This is a genomic window from Nocardiopsis sp. RV163, assembly GCF_001029525.1.
GTDB classification, from domain to species: Bacteria; Actinomycetota; Actinomycetes; order Streptosporangiales; family Streptosporangiaceae; genus Nocardiopsis; species Nocardiopsis dassonvillei.
This window is the reverse complement of sequence record NZ_LEKI01000051.1, coordinates 15,353-33,619: the sequence shown is the minus strand read 5'-3', so window position 1 is coordinate 33,619 and position 18,267 is coordinate 15,353. Positions and strand designations below refer to the sequence as shown.

17 protein-coding genes, 1 tRNA gene and 1 pseudogene are annotated in these 18,267 nt (G+C 72.8%); 8 read left to right on the top strand and 11 right to left on the bottom strand.

What is annotated here, in order from left to right:
• Positions 1–287, bottom strand: a pseudogene (locus tag ABD54_RS11765) (chromosome partitioning ATPase); the annotation flags it as partial.
• Between the two features lie 180 nt (positions 288–467).
• Here ABD54_RS11765 and ABD54_RS11760 point away from each other — a divergent pair.
• On the top strand, positions 468–1,442 hold the full coding sequence (locus tag ABD54_RS11760; protein ID WP_047869495.1) for an NAD(P)H-quinone oxidoreductase: 975 nt from the start codon (positions 468–470) through the stop codon (positions 1,440–1,442).
• A gap of 33 nt (positions 1,443–1,475) precedes the next feature.
• Positions 1,476–2,021 (top strand): bacterial proteasome activator family protein, encoded by a 546-nt coding sequence (locus tag ABD54_RS11755; RefSeq protein WP_047869494.1) that lies wholly within the window; start codon positions 1,476–1,478, stop codon positions 2,019–2,021.
• Between the two features lie 97 nt (positions 2,022–2,118).
• On the opposite strand, the gene serS is transcribed toward ABD54_RS11755, so the two are convergent.
• Entirely contained in the window at positions 2,119–3,390 is a 1,272-nt protein-coding gene (serS, locus tag ABD54_RS11750; RefSeq protein ID WP_047869493.1) for a serine--tRNA ligase, read from the bottom strand.
• Positions 3,391–3,519: 129 nt separating this feature from the next.
• Between serS and ABD54_RS11745 the strand changes: the two genes are divergently transcribed.
• Positions 3,520–3,675 carry a mechanosensitive ion channel gene (locus ABD54_RS11745; protein ID WP_394324541.1) on the top strand — a complete coding sequence of 52 codons (156 nt, stop codon included), beginning with the start codon at positions 3,520–3,522 and terminating at the stop codon, positions 3,673–3,675.
• A gap of 112 nt (positions 3,676–3,787) precedes the next feature.
• Here the strand turns inward: ABD54_RS11745 and pheA are convergent, their stop codons facing one another.
• The 7 genes from pheA to ABD54_RS11710 all read right to left on the bottom strand — a co-directional run bounded on the left by pheA (position 3,788) and on the right by ABD54_RS11710 (position 10,468).
• Complete coding sequence (gene pheA, locus ABD54_RS11740; RefSeq protein ID WP_047869491.1) at positions 3,788–4,735, bottom strand: prephenate dehydratase; 948 nt, start codon at positions 4,733–4,735, stop codon at positions 3,788–3,790.
• Between the two features lie 101 nt (positions 4,736–4,836).
• Positions 4,837–5,991, bottom strand: coding sequence for a DUF4446 family protein (locus ABD54_RS29595; RefSeq protein ID WP_394324540.1), 1,155 nt, complete (start codon positions 5,989–5,991; stop codon positions 4,837–4,839).
• Positions 5,992–6,027: 36 nt separating this feature from the next.
• Positions 6,028–6,876, bottom strand: a complete 849-nt coding sequence (locus ABD54_RS11730) for a glycosyltransferase (RefSeq protein ID WP_047869489.1) — start codon at positions 6,874–6,876, stop codon at positions 6,028–6,030.
• Between the two features lie 11 nt (positions 6,877–6,887).
• Complete coding sequence (locus ABD54_RS11725; RefSeq protein WP_013156254.1) at positions 6,888–7,244, bottom strand: STAS domain-containing protein; 357 nt, start codon at positions 7,242–7,244, stop codon at positions 6,888–6,890.
• A gap of 95 nt (positions 7,245–7,339) precedes the next feature.
• Positions 7,340–7,951, bottom strand: coding sequence for an ATP-binding protein (locus ABD54_RS11720; RefSeq protein WP_047869488.1), 612 nt, complete (start codon positions 7,949–7,951; stop codon positions 7,340–7,342).
• Positions 7,952–8,075: 124 nt separating this feature from the next.
• Positions 8,076–10,061 carry a PAS domain S-box protein gene (locus ABD54_RS11715; protein ID WP_047869487.1) on the bottom strand — a complete coding sequence of 662 codons (1,986 nt, stop codon included), beginning with the start codon at positions 10,059–10,061 and terminating at the stop codon, positions 8,076–8,078.
• 74 nt (positions 10,062–10,135) lie between these two features.
• Positions 10,136–10,468 (bottom strand): rhodanese-like domain-containing protein, encoded by a 333-nt coding sequence (locus ABD54_RS11710; RefSeq protein WP_047869486.1) that lies wholly within the window; start codon positions 10,466–10,468, stop codon positions 10,136–10,138.
• A gap of 78 nt (positions 10,469–10,546) precedes the next feature.
• On the opposite strand from ABD54_RS11710, the gene ABD54_RS11705 reads away from it, so the two are divergent.
• A complete protein-coding gene (locus ABD54_RS11705) occupies positions 10,547–11,074 on the top strand; it encodes an SSI family serine proteinase inhibitor (RefSeq protein ID WP_047869485.1) in 528 nt (175 codons plus the stop codon).
• Between the two features lie 72 nt (positions 11,075–11,146).
• Here ABD54_RS11705 and ABD54_RS11700 read toward each other — a convergent pair whose 3' ends face one another.
• Positions 11,147–11,770 (bottom strand): TenA family protein, encoded by a 624-nt coding sequence (locus tag ABD54_RS11700; protein ID WP_047869484.1) that lies wholly within the window; start codon positions 11,768–11,770, stop codon positions 11,147–11,149.
• A gap of 340 nt (positions 11,771–12,110) precedes the next feature.
• Between ABD54_RS11700 and ABD54_RS11695 the strand changes: the two genes are divergently transcribed.
• Positions 12,111–14,531: a glycoside hydrolase family 3 N-terminal domain-containing protein gene (locus ABD54_RS11695; RefSeq protein ID WP_047869483.1), complete on the top strand. Its 2,421-nt coding sequence runs from the start codon at positions 12,111–12,113 to the stop codon at positions 14,529–14,531.
• Between the two features lie 531 nt (positions 14,532–15,062).
• Here the strand turns inward: ABD54_RS11695 and ABD54_RS11690 are convergent.
• Positions 15,063–15,145, bottom strand: a tRNA-Leu gene (locus ABD54_RS11690).
• 236 nt (positions 15,146–15,381) lie between these two features.
• On the opposite strand from ABD54_RS11690, the gene ABD54_RS11685 reads away from it, so the two are divergent.
• The 3 genes from ABD54_RS11685 to ABD54_RS11675 all read left to right on the top strand — a co-directional run bounded on the left by ABD54_RS11685 (position 15,382) and on the right by ABD54_RS11675 (position 18,262).
• The gene (locus ABD54_RS11685; RefSeq protein WP_082166782.1) at positions 15,382–16,143 is read left to right on the top strand and encodes a DUF3662 and FHA domain-containing protein; all 762 of its coding nucleotides are present in this window, start codon (positions 15,382–15,384) and stop codon (positions 16,141–16,143) included.
• Between the two features lie 209 nt (positions 16,144–16,352).
• Positions 16,353–16,916: an FHA domain-containing protein gene (locus ABD54_RS11680; RefSeq protein ID WP_047869498.1), complete on the top strand. Its 564-nt coding sequence runs from the start codon at positions 16,353–16,355 to the stop codon at positions 16,914–16,916.
• A complete protein-coding gene (locus ABD54_RS11675) occupies positions 16,913–18,262 on the top strand; it encodes a Stp1/IreP family PP2C-type Ser/Thr phosphatase (RefSeq protein ID WP_047869482.1) in 1,350 nt (449 codons plus the stop codon). Before ABD54_RS11680 ends, ABD54_RS11675 begins: the two co-directional genes overlap by 4 nt.
• The last annotated feature ends 5 nt before the right edge of the window (positions 18,263–18,267 follow it).

Genomic DNA, 18,267 nt, shown 5'->3' with positions numbered 1-18,267 from the left:
CCACCCGCCCCGTCCGGCGGAGGCGGCGTGTGGTGCCCCATGCCCAGCAGCGGTGTGTCCTCGGGCAGTCTGGCGTAGGGCGGCGGAGGCGGCGCCTCGCCCTCGAAGCCGCCGAACCACTGGTCGTGGGGCGAGGGTTCGGGCGCGGTCGGCCCCGGCTCGGCGGCGTCCGGGTCGTGCTCCTCCGGGTCGCCCGCCGAGCGGTCCGGTTCGACGTGCTCCCCGGCCGCGGCTCCGGGGCCCGCCTCAGAGCTTCGACCCGACCCGTTGTGTTCCTGGTGTGCCACCGGAGTTCTCCTGCTTGAAGGGGGCGTGCTGTGGAGGGAGGGATACCCCAGCGGGGAAGAGACGGGATCCGCTCCTTGGGATCACTCTTACCCGCCCGCCACCGCCGAAGCATCCTTACGAGCAGGTGAACAGAGGAATCCGTTGCCCGCCGCGGAACCTCCCCGGGTACTGTCTGGCTCATGCACGCGATCCGTATCAGTGAACCGGGCGGGCCCGAGGTCCTGGCCTGGACCGAGGTTCCCGACCCCGTCCCCGGCGAGGGGGAGGTCCTGGTGGACGTGGCCGCGAGCGCGGCCAACCGGGCCGACGTCTCCCAGCGCCGGGGCGACTACCCGCCCCCGCCCGGCGCCTCCGAGTACCCCGGGCTGGAGTGCTCGGGCACCGTCGCCGACCTCGGCCCCGGCACCGAGGACTCGGGCTGGTCCGTGGGCGACCGGGTGTGCGCCCTGCTGTCCGGGGGCGGCTACGCCGAGAAGGTCGCCGTTCCGGTGGGCCAACTGCTGCCCGTCCCCGCGGGCGTGGACCTGGTGGAGGCCGCCGCGCTGCCCGAGGTGGCCTGCACCGTGTGGTCCAACCTGGTGATGGTCGGCGGCCTGCGCGCCGGGGAGACCGTCCTGGTCCACGGCGGCGGCAGCGGCATCGGCACCTTCGCGGTCCAGTTCGCCCGCGCCCTGGGTGCCCGGGTCGCGGTCACTGCGGGCAGTCGGGAGAAGTTGGAGCGCTGCCGTGAACTGGGCGCGGAGATCCTGATCAACTACAAGGAGGAGGACTTCACCGAGCGCGTGCGCGAGGCGGGCGGCGCTGACCTCGTCCTCGACATCATGGGCGGCTCCTACCTGGACGCCAACCTGCGCTCGCTGGCCACCGGCGGCCGCCTGGTGATCATCGCGCTGATGGGCGGGCGCCGCGCCGAGGCAGATCTGGGGCGTATGCTCGCGAAGAGGCTCTCCGTCCACGCGACGACCCTGCGTTCCCGCCCCCTGGAGGAGAAGGCGGCCATCGTCTCGGGAGTACGCGAGCAGGTGTGGCCGTTGGTAGAACAAGGAGTCGTCCGCCCCGTCGTCGACCGCTCGGTCCCGATGCGGAACGCGGCGGAGGCGCACCGCGTCATGGAAACGAGCGCGCACACCGGAAAGATCCTTCTTCCCCGTTGACGGCGTGCCGGTGACATCCACGTAAGGGGACTGATGAGCAGCGCAGAGAACCCGGAGGAGCAGGCTCGGATCCTGGTCATGGGAACCGACCGCGACGGGGACGGCGAGGAGGGCGCGGAGGAGCCGCGCACCCTCGCCGACATGGTGGAGCAGCCCGCCAAGGTGATGCGGATCGGCAGCATGATCCGGCAGCTCCTGGAGGAGGTCAAGGCCGCTCCCCTGGACGAGGCGAGCCGGGCCAGGCTCAAGGAGATCCACACCTCGTCCATCAAGGAGCTGGAGGACGGTCTGGCCCCCGAGCTGATCGAGGAGCTGGAGCGGCTGACCCTGCCGTTCGCGGAGGGCGCGGCACCCAGTGACGCCGAGCTGCGCATCGCGCAGGCCCAGTTGGTGGGCTGGCTGGAGGGGCTGTTCCACGGCATACAGACCACCCTGTTCGCCCAGCAGATGGCGGCCCGCGCCCAGTTGGAGAACATGCGCAAGGCCCTGCCGCCCGGCGTCGCGGGTCTTCAGGCCCAGGGGCCCGGCGTCCCCGGCGGCCTGGACGAGGACCGGCACGGCTCCGGCCCGTACCTGTAGCACCGGACGAGGAGCCCGCCCCCGGACGGGGGCGGGCTCCTCGCGTGTCCGGCGCGGGGCCCTGCGGTCCGGGTGTACGGGTGCCGGGCCCCGGGTGCTACCTGCCCTTGGCGACCGGCTCCAGGACGTCGCGGCCCAGGTAGGGGCGCAGCGCCTCGGGGACCACCACGGAGCCGTCCTCGCGCTGGTGGTTCTCCAGGATGGCGACGATCCAGCGGGTGGTGGCCAGAGTGCCGTTCAGGGTGGCGGCGAAGCGGGGCTTGCCGTCCTCGTCCCGGAACCGCACGTTGAGGCGGCGTGCCTGGAACTCGGTGCAGTTGGAGGTGGAGGTCAGCTCCCGGTAGGTCTCCTGGGTGGGGACCCACGCCTCGCAGTCGTACTTGCGGGCGGCGCTGGTGCCGAGGTCGCCGCCGGCGATGTCCACCACGCGGTAGGGCAGCTCCAGCTTGTCCAGCATCTCCCGCTCCCAGGCGAGCAGCCGCTTGTGCTCCTCGTGCGCCTGGTCGGGGTGGGTGTAGACGAACATCTCCACCTTGTTGAACTGGTGGACGCGGATGATGCCTCGGGTGTCCTTGCCGTAGGAGCCCGCCTCGCGGCGGAAGCACGGCGACCAGCCGATGTAGCGGTTGGGCAGGGCGTCGGCGGGCAGGATCTCCCCCGAGTGGTACCCGGCCAGCGGCACCTCGGAGGTGCCCACGAGGTAGAGGTCGTCGGCGGGCAGGTGGTAGACCTCGTCGGCGTGCGAACCGAGGAACCCGGTGCCCTCCATCGTCTCGGGCCGCACCAGCACCGGCGGGATCATCGGCGTGAAGCCGGCCTGGACGGCCTGGTTCATGGCCATGTTGAGCAGCGCCAGCTCCAGCTGGGCGCCCACGCCGGTGAGGAAGTAGAACCGGGCCCCGGAGACCTTGGCACCCCGCTCCATGTCGATGGCTCCGAGCATCTCGCCCAGCTCAAGGTGGTCGCGAGGGGTGAAGTCGAACGAGCGGGGGGCGCCGACGGTCTCCAGGATCCTGAAGTCGTCCACGCCGCCCTCGGGCGCGCCCTCCTCCACGAGGTTGGGCACGCCGGAAAGGAGGGCGTCCAGCTCGTCGGCGAGGCGGCCCGCCTCGGCCTCGGCCTCCTTGACCTCGGCGGCCAGGGCCTTGGCGCGGGTCAGGAGTTGCTCGCGCTTCTCCGGGGAGGCCTTGGAGACGGACCTGCCCACGCTCTTCTGCTCGGCGCGCAGGGTCTCGAACCGGGACAGCGCGGAGCGGCGGTCGGCGTCGAGCCCGAGCAGGCGGTCGGCGACGGAGGGGTCCTCCCCCCGTGCCCGCTGCGAGGCGCGGAGTCGTTCGGGGTCTTCTCGAAGAGCGCGAAGGTCGATCACGTCTTGCAGGTTACCGTCCGGGCCCGACCCTCCCGACATCTTTTCCGCGACCGCGTCATAGATGCCCGCTGACCTCGTCCTTCCCTTGAACGACCGAGTAGGGGGACGATCGTGAAGCCGTTGAACGAGATGACCGCGGAGGAGCTCAGCAGCGCGCTGGAGGTGCTGGGGGCGACGCGCCCGGAGGACTTCGCGCTGAGGTTGGCGCTGTGCCTGGAGCTGGACCGCGCGGACGCGGGGCAGGAGGTCCGCCGGGGCTTCCCGAGCGAGGTGGCCCGGGCCTGAGGAACGCCGGTCTCGGGCGCCGGGGGGGAGCGCGGACCCGGGAGCGGGCGGCCACCGTCAGGGGCCGCTCGCGCGCCGCGCGGGGAGCCGTCGACGGAGCCGGGGACCGGCCTCAGTCGACCCGGCCGGCGCGTATGCGCGCCAGCCACTGCTCCGCCTCGGCGAAGTCGGCGTCGGTGGCCGGTCGGGGCCGCAGGGGCGGGTCGTTCTCGGTGGTGCGGCCGCTGCGCGGGTAGCTGCCCAGGAAGCGCACGTCCCGGCAGACCCGACGGATGCCCATGAGCGCCTCCCCGACCCGGGCCTCGGCCACGTGCCCCTCGGCGTCGATGCAGAAGCAGTAGCTGCCGAGCCTGTCGCCGGTGGGGCGCGACTCCAGCCGGGTCAGGTTGACCCCGCGCACGGCGAACTGGTTGAGGACCTCGATCAGGGCGCCGGGGTGGTCGTCGGCGATGAAGGCGACGAGCGAGGTCAGGTCGGCCCCGGTGGGCGCGGGCAGTGCGCCGGGCCGGGACAGGTAGATGAAGCGGGTGGCCGCGTCGGAGCGGTCGCCGATACCGGAGGCCAGGGCGTGCAGGCCGTAGCGCTCCCCGGCGATCACGGCGCAGATGGCCGCGTCGTAGGGCGCGCCGGGCTCGGAGACGGCGCGCGCGGCGGCGGCCGTGGAGGAGACGGTGTGCGTGTCCGCGTCGGGCAGGTTGCGGGAGAGCCAGCCCCGGCACTGGGCGAGGGCGTGGGGGTGGGTGGCCACCCGCTTGACGTCCTCCAGCACCGTCCCGCTCCGCGCGAACAGGGAGAAGTCGACCGGGACCGCGGTCTCGCCGGTGACGAGGAGCGGGGCGCCGTTGACGAGTTCGGCGATGGTCGCGGTGACACCGCCCTCGACCGAGTTCTCCAAAGGGACGACTCCGCCGTCGACCGTGCCGGAGCGGACCGCGTCGAAGACCGCGGCGACCCCCTCGCAGGGGACGCGGGCCTCGTCGGGGGCGTCGGGACGCAGGTTGCGCAGCGCGGCTTCGGTGAAGGTGCCCTCGGGGCCGAGGTAGGCGTAGCGGTTGGGCATAACACCAGGCTATACGGACCGGTGCGCCGGGTGCGGTGCTTCGGGACGCGGCGCGGTCCCGTGTCCGGGGTCGGACCGGAGTCCGGGCCTTGTCGGAGCGGTCACCTGCGCGCCTCCGGCGCGGGGGCCTCCGCTTCCCGGGCGCCCTCCCCGCCGGCCTCCTCGTCGGCCGGGGCCTCCGGGCTCTGCTGGGCGGCCGCCGTGTTCCCGGTGGCCGGGGTCCCCGTGCTCCCCGCCGCGGTGGCGGAGGGCCCCGGCCGCACCGTGACGTTGGCGGAGGCGATCGGCCTCGCCGCTCCGACGCCCGAACGCACGGCCGCGACGGGGGGCCGACGGTCGGCGCCGCCGCGCCCGACGGTCCTGCGGATCACCGAGACGAGGCCGCGGGGCTCCTGCTCCTCCCGGTCGCCGCCCGGGGCGGCTGAGGCGGACCGAACGGCTGAGGCTCCCGTGCCGGTCGAGGCCGGCACGACCTCGGAAGCCTCTCGGTCGTCATCCGCGACGGGTTCGGTGGCGCGGGCCGTCCGTGCTGACGGGCCCGCCGGAGCCGGTTCCGCCTTCCCCCGGGTCACACCCGCGCCGTTCGGGACGGCTGAGGACGTGGGAGCGGTCGGGGCGGTCCGGGCGGCCGAGGCGGCCGGACCGGTTCCGGCGCCCGTGCCGGTCGAGGCTGCCGGGGCGGCCTCGTCCCGCTCCCGGGTCGGACCCGCGTCAACGGCTTCCGCGTCCTCACCCGCGCACCGCTCCCCGTCCCGGGACGACGGGGGCCCGGGCTCCTCCCGCACGGCGGACGGGGGCGTCGGCCGGACCCCGGCGGAGGGCACCTCCCGCGACGAGGGGCTTCCCGCGTTCGCGGCCGCGCCGACGCCCTCCCCCAGGCGGGCCGACCGCACGACCCGGTACTCCTCCGGGCTGAGCAGGGTGTCGCACTCCCCGCCCACCACCGCCTTGGCGTAGGTGCGCGACTCGGTGCGCCCGTTGATGGAGGTGACGACGACGCCGTCGCCCTCGCTGTTGAGCAGTGCCAGGGAGAAGGAGCGGGCGCCCGACATCTCCTCCAGGGCGTCGTAGTGGAGCACCGCCACGTCGCGCACGGCGAAGGGGTCCACGCCCGAGGCGCTGACCGCGGCCGCCCGCTGGGCGAGTGCCCGGGACTCGCTGCCGACCACACGGGCACTGGACAGCGCGTGCCAGCCGAGGGCGAGCGCGCCCAGTCCCGAGAGCATTCCCGTCAAAGCCAGGATCGAAGTGAACACGGAGCGAGCGTATAGCTACACACTGCACCCATGTGGCTACTTCGGGCGGTTTCTCCAAGTCATGTGCCCGATTTTGCGGGACAGTTGCCGTCCCGCCGCGCGCGTGCGCTCACGGGCGCGGTCCCACCCGCGCCGCACGGTGGGCCGCAGTTCGCGCACCGCCAGGGCCCGGGCCACGTCCGCGAACTGGTGGGCCCGGTGCAGTTGGGCGCGCAGGTCGGTGCCGGTGGCCCGGTGCTCCAGCGGCACCTCCACCTCCAGCACCCGGTAGCCCGCCCTCAGCACGTCGATGGTCAGGCCGGTCTCCACACCGAAGCCGGGGGCCAGCGGCCTGGCCGCCTCGAAGGCCGCGCGCGTGAGGCAGCGCTGGCCGTTGAGGGGCTGCTCGGGCTCCCACCCGGTGGCCTTGCTGACGCCGCCGCGCGCGAGGCGCACCACGAACCCGTGGCCGCCCAGGCGCATGCGGGTCGCGGGGAAGAGGGCGATGGTCATGTCCGCCTTGCCGTCGCGGACCGGTTCGACGAGCGGCGCCGCCTCCGCGGCGGTCGCCTCCAGGTCGGCGTCCAGGAACAGCAGGTGCCGGGGGGAGCGCGGGAGCCCGTCCCCGGCCTCGTGCTCCTCGATGAGCCGGACGCCCTCCGCGCCCGTCTCCATCGCGGCCCCCTTGCCGCGGTTGCGGCTGTGCCTGATCACCCGGGCCCCGGCGTCGAGCGCGATATCGGCCGTGCGGTCGGCGGAGCCGTCGTCGACCACGACGACCAGGTCCACCCCGGGCAGTGCGAGGGCGGCCTCGACGGTGCTGCCCACGCGCACCGCCTCGTCCTTGGCGGCGATGACCACGGCGATCGCGGTCCCCTCGGGACCGGCGCCCTCCCCACGAAGCACGCGCGTCCCGTCTACTGGGCGGTGCCGGTTCCCGCGGCCACCGGCAAAGCGTCGAGGTCGGGGTGGATGACGAACACCGCGTCGAGCCCGGTCACCTCCAAGACCTTGGTCACCGCGGGCCTGGGAGCCACGAGTTCCAGGTCGCCGTCCTTGTCGCGGGAGCGCTTCATCGCGGAGAGCAGCACGCTGATGCCGGTCGAGTCGCAGAACTCCACCCGCGACATGTCGACGACCAGCCGTCGTGCCCCGTCCTCCAGGGCTCCGATGAGCTCATCACGCAACTGGGGTGCCGTGTACAGGTCGATCTCACCGCCAACGGTTACCACCGCGACGTCTTGCTGAGACCGGCTTGATATCTTCAACTCCACAGTCGTGACTGTAGCGGCCCCACCAGCGCCGGGCCACCTCGTTGGCGGTGTTTCGCGACATCGGAGACGTTCCTCCGCGGTGGCGGCGGCCTCCCTCAGAGCAGGGCGCTGCGGACCCTGGTGTCCTCGGCGGCGCCCAGCCGCAGCTCGACGACGTCGGCGGCGTCCGGGTACGGATTCGCCCCGAGACCCTCCGGCAGCCCCCGGGTCGTGTCCTCCTCGGCGGCGGAGCCCTCGGCGGGGATCTCCAGGACAGCCCACACCGTGGTGGTGGTCGCGTCCATCTCGGTGCCCCAGCGGCCGGACAGGGACTGGACGATGCCCAGGCCCCGGCCGCCCAGGCCGGAGACCGAGGGCCGCGCCACCCGGGGCATGGTGCTGGAGCCGCCGTCGCGTACGGCGATCTCCACCCAGCCGCACGCCCCCGACCCGCGGTCCACCTCGGCCCGCCAGGACACGCCCACGCTGTCCTCGGGGTTCTCCGGGGTGGGCAGGGGGCGGGCGTGGCGGAGGGCGTTGCTGACGAGTTCGCTGAGGACGAGGGCCGCGTCGTCCACGCACTCCTCGCTGACGCACATGGCGCGGAGGTCGCGGCAGAGCCGCTGCCTGGCACCGGCCACGGTGGCGGGGGTGTGGGGGAGCGTGACGCTCCGCTCGACCTTGTGCGGGCTGTCCCCCGCGTCGAGTGGGGTGTGGTCTCCTGACACGTCGAAATCCCTGCGCGTTGGTGCTTTCTCGGGCCGTTCGGAACCCGCCCGATGTGTGCCAGCGAATTCCACCAGGGGTGGAAATGCCCCGTTCACCTCGGGAGGAAACCCACCGCGAGGTGAATCACGGCGTACGGCTCGCACGTCGGCGCGGGGAACGCTGGCGGGACAGGGGTTCGGGGGTTGGTGAGGTTTTTGTTGTTTCCTGGGACTCATGTTGCCTGTGGAGCGGTTCGCCGCGTGCAGAGGGCCCCGGGCCCTCCCCGGAGTACAGCGGCACGGTGAACCGCATGCGCGTCCCGCGCTCAAGGCGCTGGGCGGTCACGTCGCCGCCCTGGTCCCTGGCCAACTGGCGCACGATGTAGAGGCCGAGCCCGAGTCCGCCGAAGCGGGACTCCTCACCGCGCACCCCGGACTGCACGAAGCGGTCGAAGATCCGCTCCTCGTCGCCCGGGCGCAGCCCCACGCCCTCATCGTCGACCACGACCGCGACGGCGTCGCCCTCCTTCCGCGCGCTCACGCGCACGGCCCCGCCCCGGGGCGAGAACTTGAGGGCGTTGTCCAGCAGTTGGTCCATGATCATGCTCGTGGCCAGCGGGTCTCCCGCCGTGGGCGGGAGGTCGGGCAGGTCGTCCAGGGCGACGTCGTGCCGGTCGGACAGGGGCCGGAAGGCGCTGACCGCCTGCCGCAGCACCTCGGGCAGGTCGAACCGGTCGCGGCCGACCCGCATCTCGCCGCGCGCCACGTCCGAGCCCAACTGGAGCCGGTCCACCAGCGCGGCCAGGGCGGAGGAGCGCTCCGCGATGGTGCCGACGGCCTGGTACTGCGAGTCCGGGCTGAGCCGGGACCACTTGCGCAGGAGAGTGGTGGCGTACCCGTGGATGACGGTGATGGGTGTGCGCAGCTCGTGTCCGCTCGTGGCCAGGAACTCCTCGCGCTCGTCCTCCATGGCCTTCTGCGCGGTGATGTCGCGAAAGTCCACCACCCACTCGTGGGTGCGCGGGATCTGCGCCATCAGGATCTCGAGCCAGCGGCCGTCGCGGAGCTTGTGCTTGACGGGCTGGCCGTGGCAGGCGGGCAGCGGAAAGGGCGGGTGGCGCCCCTCCACCACCTCGGCCGGGTAGCCGGTGAGCTCCACCGCCGACCGGTTCCACTTGCGCACCCGGCCGCCGAAGTCGAGCACGGCGATCCCGTCGGCGCTGGAGTCGGCCACGGCCTGCTCGTGGACGCGCTGGCGGTTGAGCTCCTCGTAGGCCAGCGCGTTGCCGATCGCCACCCCGGCGTGCGCGGCGAGCAGTTCGAGCAGCTCCAGCTCCACGTGCCCGACCTTGCGCTGGCTGTAGAGCGCGTAGAGGGCGCCGTAGGGGCGGCCGTGCACGTTGGACACGCCCAGCGCGATGGTGTGCAGCCCGGGCAGGTCGGCCCAGACCAGGTCCTGGAGGCCGCGGGTGTCCTCGTTGGCCAGCAGCACGGACTTGCCGCTGCGCAGCAGTTCGCCGAACAGGCTGTCGTCCAGCGCCGAGCTGAACCCCTGGAGGTCCTCCGACAGCTCCGAGATGCTGACCAGCTCCACGCGGTCCTCGTTGAGCAGGACGAAGCCGCCCGCGTCCGCCCCGGTGAGCTCGGTGATGCCGCGGGATATGCGGTCGAGCACGGTCTTGAGGCTGAGGTCGGCGTTGATGTCGACGACCACGTCGGTGAGCCGCCGCACGAGACGGGCCCGCTCCATCGCCGAGGAGCGGGCCTGCACGTCACTGTCGGAGGGGTAGATGTTGAGCACCCACCCCGCCACGCCGCCGTCGGCGCCGGGCACCCGGTTGGTGTTGATCCGCACGTCGATGACAGCGCCGTCCCTGCGCACCCGGCGGGTGTGGATGGACAGCGGGGTTCCGGCGCGCACGTGTTCGAGCACCGCGCCGTACTCGGCCCTCAGCTCGGCGGGGACGATCGGCAGCTCGCCCCCGAGCACCTCCTCCGCACGCCAGCCGAACAACCGCTCGGCGGCCGGGTTCCAGAGGGTGACTCGGAGTTCGCTGTCGACGCAGACCACCGCGTCCGCTGAGGCGGCCAGCACGGCTTCGGCGCTGAGGGGCGCGCGCTCGGAACTCACGACGTCATAGTGCCACCCGGAAGCGGCCCGGGGGCAGGGCTTTGCGCAATCGGAGCCAAATCGGCTCCTGGGCGCTAGATCACCCGGGGCTCCGCGCCGCCCCCCGCGGCCATGTCGCGTCCGGCGTGCTGCCAGGCCCGCATGCCGCCGGAGACGTTGACCGCGTCCCACCCGGCCTGGTTCATCGCCGCGACGGCCTGCGCCGAGCGGCCGCCCACGCGGCAGACGACGTAGACCCGCTGGTCGCGCGGGACCTCGTCCGCGCGCTCGTTGAGCTGGCCGAGCGGGATGTGCGTCGCGTCGGGCGCGTGGCCCGCGTTCCACTCGTCGTCCTCGCGGACGTCGAGGAGGTAGGCGCCCTCGGGCACCTCGGTGGCGTTGGCCTCCGGAACACCGCTGCCGAACATGTGACTCCCTGTATCCGTGTACTCCGAAAAATGTGAGAAGCGGGGGAACCCGTCGGAAACCCCCCGCGTCCGAACTGTATGGCTCAGCACACCTTCGCGACGGCCCTGCCGGTCCGCCTCGCCGCCATCGCAGCCCTTGGCCTGCTCCTCACGGCCTGCGGCAACGAACCCGCCGAGGTGAACGCACCCGGGTCCGCACCCGACGACACCAGCTCCTCCGCCTCCGAAACGGCCTCCCCTCCGCCGGGGGAGACCGGCGGCGGGGAGGCCGAGACCAGCCTCACCATCGAACGCACTCTCAGCGGGGACGAGGGCCTGGAGCCCGCGGAGGGCTACGAGGAGGGGGTGTGGACCCTCACCTGTTCCCCCGCGGGCGGCGACCACCCCGACCCCGAGGCGGCCTGCGCCGAGATCGAGGAGGTCGGCACCGGCCCCTTCACCAGCGGCGACACCTCCGACATGATGTGCACGATGCAGGTGGGCGGCCCCGAGGTCGTCCACGTGACCGGGCACGTCGGCGGGACCGAGGTCGACACCGAGTTCAACAAGCGCAACGGCTGCGAGATCGAGCGCTTCGAGACCCTGTCCACGGTGCTCAACCCCTGACGGGGCTGCACTGGGCGGCAGAGCGGGGAGCCGGGCCGCGCCGCCGGGCTCCCCGTCGCGCGTGCGCGCGGTTCAGGCGGTGCGCGCCGTGTGGGGCGTGTCCCAGAAGGCGACCTCGTGGCGCATGCCCTCCAGGAAGAGGCGCTCGGCGCGCCCGGGCTCCGGGGCGGCCTCCTCCAGCATCCGCCCGTAGCGCTCGGTGAGGGCGGTGAACTCCGGGTCGGCGTAGGTGTCAACCCACCGGCGGTAGCGCGGTTCCTCCGGGCGGCTCTCGGCGAGCGCGAGCCCGAGCTGGTTGTAGCCCCACATGCACGGGTAGACCGCGGCGAGCCCGTCGCGGTAGTCGGCGGCGGCGTCGAGCAGCCAAGCGGTGTAGGCCGCGCACGCCGGACCCTTGTCCCGGGTGGTCAGGTCGGCGCCGAACTCCCCGGACAGGGAGCGGTGCAGCTCCAGTTCCTCGTTGAGGGTGCTGTGCGCGATGCCCACCAGGTCGGCGAGGTGCCCGTCGGGGGCCTGCCAGGCCAGCCGGGAGAAGGCCCTCGCGTAGTCGAGCAGGTAGAGGTGGTCCTGCTCCAGCCAGTACCGGAAGGCGCGCTCGTCCAGGTCGCCCCGGGCGATCCCGGCGACGGTCGGGTGCGCCCGCTGCTCGGCGACCAGCGGCCGCCCGATCTCATGGAGTCGTTCGAGAATTCCCACGCCCGAAGTGTCCCATCCGCCCCTTCGGAGACTCGGGGAGGCCCGGGCGGCTGGCCCCGGCCGCTTTTCCGAAAGTTTCGAACACCTTCGAGTTCCCCTGGGCGCGCCTGGCGAAACCCTTTCCCCACTGCCCGCAGCCCTCTTTTCAGCACCGCAGGTCACCACCTTCCTGTGACGTGTATCTCTCGCGGGGGTTGACCCGCCTACCGGGACTACGTACATTCTGCGTCAGTAAGTTTCGATACTAAATTCGAAAGTTTCGGATTTCCATGGCGCGCGGGCCACCATCCGGACACACCACTCCCCCGCACCCCCATTGAGCACAGGAAGGCCCACCCACATGACCGGACCCTCGGAACACGTCGCGGACCGGGAGGCCGCCGACGAAGGTTGGCGGGACCCCTCCCTCCCCGGCGCGACGCGCGTCGAGCGACTGCTGGGATCGATGACCCTGGAGGAGAAGGTCGCCCAGCTTCACGGTGTGTGGGTGAGCGCGGACGCCTCCGGCGAGGCCGTCGCACCGCACCAGCACGACCTCACCCAGGAGCCCCCCGCCTGGGAGAAGGTCATCGAGCACGGCCTCGGTCAGCTCACGCGGCCCTTCGGCACCGCCCCGGTCGACCCGGCCGCCGGCCGGGCGTCGCTGGCCCGCAGCCAGCGGGAGATCATGGCCGCCAACCGCTTCGGCATCCCGGCCCTGGCCCACGAGGAGTGCCTGGCCGGGTTCGCCGCCTGGACCGCGACGATCTACCCGGTCCCCCTGGCCTGGGGCGCCAGCTTCGACCCCGACCTGGTCGAGCGGATGGCCGCGCAGATCGGCGCGAGCATGCGCCGGGTCGGCGTCCACCAGGGCTTGGCCCCCGTGCTGGACGTGTCCCGCGATCCCCGCTGGGGCCGCACCGAGGAGACCATCGGCGAGGACCCCCACCTCGTGGGGACCGTGGGCACCGCCTACGTGCGCGGCCTGCAGTCCGCCGGGATCGTGGCCACCCTCAAGCACTTCACGGGCTACTCGGCCTCCCGCGGCGGCCGCAACCTCGCGCCGGTCTCGATCGGCCCGCGCGAGTTCGCCGACATCCTGCTGCCCCCCTTCGAGATGGCCGTGCGCGACGGGGGCGCCGGGTCGGTCATGTCCGCCTACAACGACAACGACGGGGTGCCCGCCGCCGCGGACACGCGCCTGCTCACCGGCCTGCTGCGCGACCAGTGGGGCTTCGAGGGCACCGTGGTGGCCGACTACTTCGGAGTCGCCTTCCTCCAGACCCTGCACCGCGTCGCCGACTCCGCCGAGCGGGCCGGCGCCCTGGCCCTGGCCGCGGGCGTGGACGTCGAACTGCCCACCGTGCACTGCTACGGCGACCGGCTCACCGCCCTGGTCCGCTCGGGCGAGGTGCCCGAGGAGCTGGTCGATCGGGCCGCCCGGCGCGTGCTGACGCAGAAGTGCCAGTTGGGCCTGCTCGACGCCGACTGGTCCCCTGAGCCCGGGGACCCCGCCGTCGCCGTGGACCTGGACCCCGCCGAACACCGCGCGCTGGCCCGCGAACTCGCCGAGCGCTCGGTGGTCCTGCTCGCCAACACCGACGACGCGCTCCCCCTGTCCGACACCGGGGACCTGGCCCTGGTCGGCCCGCTCGCCGACACCGCCGACGCCGTGCTCGGCTGCTACTCCTTCCCCGCCCACGTGGGCAGGCGCCACCCCGGCACCGCCGTCGGCGTGGAGATCCCCACCCTGCTGGAGTCCCTGAGCGGCGAGCTGCCCGGCGTCCGCGTCGAGCACCGCGCCGGATGCTCGGTGGACGGCGACTCCACCGACGGCTTCGCCGAGGCCGTGTCGGCGGCCGGGCGCGCGAGGGTGTGCGTGGCCGTGGTGGGCGACCGCTCCGACCTGTTCGGACGGGGCACCTCCGGCGAGGGCTGCGACGCCGAGGAGCTGCGCCTTCCCGGGGTCCAGCAGGAGCTCCTGGAGGCCCTGGCCGACACCGGCACCCCCGTGGTCGCGGTGGTGGTGTCCGGACGGCCCTACGCGCTGGGCCCGGTCGCCGACCGGCTGGCCGCCGTAGTCCAGGCCTTCCTGCCCGGCGAGGAGGGCATGCCCGCCGTGGCGGGGGTGCTCTCGGGCCGGGTCAATCCCAGCGGGCGCCTGCCGGTGTCGGTGCCGCGCGCGCCCGGAGGCCAGCCCGCCACCTACCTGGGCCCCGAACTGGCCCACCGCAGCGAGGTCAGCTCGGTGGACCCCACCCCTCGCCACCCCTTCGGCCACGGCCTGTCCTACACCCGGTTCGCCTGGGAGGACCCGCGCGTGGACGCGGGCGCCGTCCGACCGGATGAGGTCCCCCGGGTGGGCACCGACGGCGAGTTCACCGTCGGCTGCACCGTCCGCAACGTGGGCGGGGCCGCCGGGACCGAGGTCGTCCAGCTCTACCTGCACGACCCCGTCGCCCAGGTGGCCAGGCCCCGCAGACAGCTGATCGGCTACGCGCGGGTGCACCTGGAGCCCGGGGAGGCGAGGGCGGTGGACTTCTCCGTCCACGCCGACCTGGCCTCCTACACCGGCCCGGACGCGCGGCGCCTCGTCGAACCCGGCCGCCTGGAGCTGCTGCTGTCCGCGTCCAGCGAGGACGTCCGGCACACCGTGCCGGTGCTGCTCGACGGGCCCACGCGCGTCGTGGACCACACCCGGCGCCTGGCCTGCGGTGTCCAACTCGACCCCGTCGACCGGCCCGGCGGGTCCGACCGGGAGGAGGTCGCCGCACGCGGCTGAGCGCCTGGGACCCGCGGTCCCGCAGGCGGGCCCGGTCCGCTTCGCCCTCGCGGGAGCCGGGAACACCGCTCCTTCGACCGGATCGAGGCCTCACCGGAACGGGTCTCGACCGGCGAGCGGCTGGAGCGGGTGACCGAGGGGAGAGGAAGGACACGGGTGCCGGGACCGGAACCGGGCGGGGGCGCCGCCCGGTTCCGGTCCGTGGCGCGCTCCCGGTCCGGCCGCGGGACCGGGGAAGAGGCCGGGAGAAGCGGGAAACCGGTGGAGGGGTCGAACGGCCCTCGCCGGGTAATCCGACGCCACCGGGGTATGAGGGAGTCGTGCCCCGAGACTGACCGCTAGCAGCGACCCGCGCCAACCGGGGGTACGGGGGTCGCCCCCCGAAAAACAGATCGCGGGCTGCCGCGAGCCGACCGGAGGCCGACGAGCAGCGACCCGCGCCAACCGGGGGTACGGGGGTCGCCCCCCGAAAAACAGATCGCGGGCTGCCGCGAGCCGACCGGAGGTCGGCGAGCAGCAACCCGCGCAACGTGGGCGAGGAGGGATTTGAACCCTCACATCCTTTCGGACACACGGACCTGAACCGTGCGCGTCTACCGTTCCGCCACCCGCCCGAGTGACATGCCATTCAGTTTTGTTGCCAGGTGAACCGGGCTTTCGGGCCGTTTCCCCCTGGCGACATGCATAAGGCTAGCACGGTCTGAAGGTGGGTCGCACACGCTTTTCGGACCACCGGTCCACGGCCTCCGGGCGGCCGTCCCGGGGGTGCGCCTGAAACCAGGGGCACCTTGACCCGGTTACGATCGTCTACACATACGAAGTGGAGTACAAAGGGAGGTACCTCGTGGGAGTGCTCCAACGCTTCGAGCGCAGGCTTGAGGGCATGATCGAAGGCACCTTCGCGATGGCCTTCAAGTCCGAGCTCCAACCGGTCGAGGTGGCGAGCGCCGTCCAGCGTGAGATGGACGAGCGGGCGGCCATCGTCGCCCAGGGCCGCACCCTGGTTCCGAACGACTTCATCGTCGAGCTGGCCAGCAGCGACAAGGAGCGCCTCGAAGTCTACGCCGACAGCCTGGGGCAGGAGCTGTCCAAGCTGGCACGCGACTACGCGACGGAGCAGGGCTACTCCTTCGTCGGGCCGGTCCGCGTGCACTTCAGGTCCGACGAAGGCCTCAAGACCGGCCGCTTCCGCATCCGCTCCGGCGTCGTGCGCGGCACCATGGTCGGCAAGGACGGCGAGGTCCGCCAGCCCGTAGGCGACCCCGGTCCGGGCGGGGGCCAGCAGCAGGCCGGGCGTCCGCGCCTGCTGATCTCCCCCGGCGGCGCCGCCGCCGAGGGCGCCATCGCCAGCCACGGGATGCAGCAGTCCTTCGAGCTGACCACCCCGGTCACCCTCCTGGGCCGCGGCACCGACTGCGACCTGCGCCTGGTAGACAACGGCGTCTCCCGCCACCACGTGGAGATCCGGCTGGACGGCGACGAGGCCGTCCTCGTGGACAAGGGGTCCACGAACGGGACCTTCGTCAACGGACAACAGGTCAGGCAGGCCCGCCTGGTGGACGGCAGCAGGATCAGCCTCGGCCGCACCACCATGACGTTCCGCCGCGACTGACGTCCGGCGGCGGAACCGGAAAACCAACGCGGTTCCGCCGGCGTCTGACAAGGGGCGGGCCGGGCTCGGGCCCGCTGTCGGATATCCGGCCGGGAAGGTAGTCTCCGCGAAGACCTGACCGATCGGGCACAATGGCCGCGGCCGCAGGCCGCGTCCAGCGACCTCGAGACTCACCGACCCGAAGGTGGGCAGACACGGTGGCGGCGCAGATGACCGCCATCCCGGCCGAAGCACGACAGGGGCTGAAGAGCAGTTCGATGTCCAACTTGACCCTCATACTGATCAAGATCGTGTATCTCGCGGGGCTTTGGCTGTTCGTCCTCACCGCGATCGGTGTGATCCGCACGGATCTCTTCGGCTCCAAGAAGAAGCCCCGGAGGAAACCGCGCCCGGCGGCGCCGCGCCGGGACCAGGACCCCTCCGCGTCGTACTCGTCGGCGCAGCCCGCCCGGCCGCCACGGCAGCCCCGCGCGCGCCGGAACGAGCCCACGGCCCTGGTCGTCACCCAGGGGTCGCTCAAGGGCACCAGCGTCGACCTCGCCTCGCAGCCCATCCTCATCGGACGCGCCCCGGACTCCACGCTCGTCATCACCGACGACTACGCGTCCGGCCGCCACGCGCGCGTCTACTCCGACAACGGCCGCTGGTTCGTGGAGGACCTGAACTCGACGAACGGCACCTACCTCGGCCAGCAGAAGCTGAACCGCCCCCAGCCCATCACGGTGGGACAGCCCATCCGTATCGGCAAAACCGTCCTGGAACTGCGCAAATGACAATCGCTCTCCGATACGCGGCGTACTCCGACGTAGGTTGCCTCCGCGAAGGCAACGAAGACTCCGGCTACGCCGGCCAGAACCTCCTCGCGGTCGCCGACGGTATGGGCGGTTACGCGGGCGGCGAGGTGGCCAGCTCCATCGCGATCTCCTCGATCCGCCGCCTCGACTCCGAGCCGCCCCGGTCCGACGAGATGGCCGAGGTGCTCCAGCGCGCCGTCGAGCAGGCCAACGCCTCCCTGTCGCGCAGGATCATGGAGGAGCCCCAACTGGAGAACATGGGCACCACCCTGACCGCCATGCTCTGGGCCGGTCCGCGGGTGGCGCTCATCCACATCGGCGACTCCCGCGCCTACCTCATGCGCGGCCCCCGCTTCGAGCAGATCACCCACGACCACACCCTGGTGCAGACCCTGGTGGACGAGGGCAAGATCACCGAGGAGGAGGTCGCCACCCACCCGCAGCGGTCCCTCATCCTGCGCGCCCTGGACGGCAAGAGCCCGGTCGACCCCGACATCTCCATCAGCGAGGCCAAGACGGGCGACCGCTACCTGCTCTGCTCCGACGGGCTCTCCGGCGTGGTCAGCAAGAAGACAATCCACGAGACCCTCGCCACCGAGGCCGACCCGCGCAGCGCGGCCAAGAAGCTCATCGAGCTGGCCATCCGCGGAGGCGGCCCGGACAACATCACCGCGGTCGTCGCCGACGTCATCGAGGCCGAGACCGACAGCGAGGGGCCCACCCGCGCCTCCCAGGTGGTCGGCGCCGCCGACCAGCGCCGCGAGAACGTCGACCAGGGCAACGACACGCCCGCCAGACGGGCGCAGGAGCTGCGCGGGGGGTCCGGCGACACCGCCGAGATGGACCCCGTCCGCGACGAGCCCGGCCCGGACGCCTACGCTGCGGGCGGCGCCTACCAGGAGCCCTACAACAGCGACTACGACGACTACGAGGCCCCGCCGACCGACCGGCGGGGCCGTCCCGAACCCGAGTACCGCCGCAGGCGCTGGTGGCCGATGGTGCTGGTGTTCGTGGTCGTGGTCGCCGTCGTCGCGGGTGCCACGTACTACTTCGGCAGCCGCTACGTGAACAGCCAGTACTACGTGGGCCCCTCCCCCTCGGGGGACACCGTCAGCATCTACCAGGGCATCAACACCGACATCGCGGGCTTCAGCCTGTCGGAGGAGGTGGAGGAGACCGGGATCACCCTGGACTCGCTCTCGGAGGCCGACCGCGGCTCGGTGGAGAACACACTGCCCGCGGAGAGCCTGGACGACGCCCGGGCGAGCGTGGACGTGCTGAGCGAGGGCACGTCCGGGGCCCGGACCGGGGAAGGGTCCGGGTGAGCCCG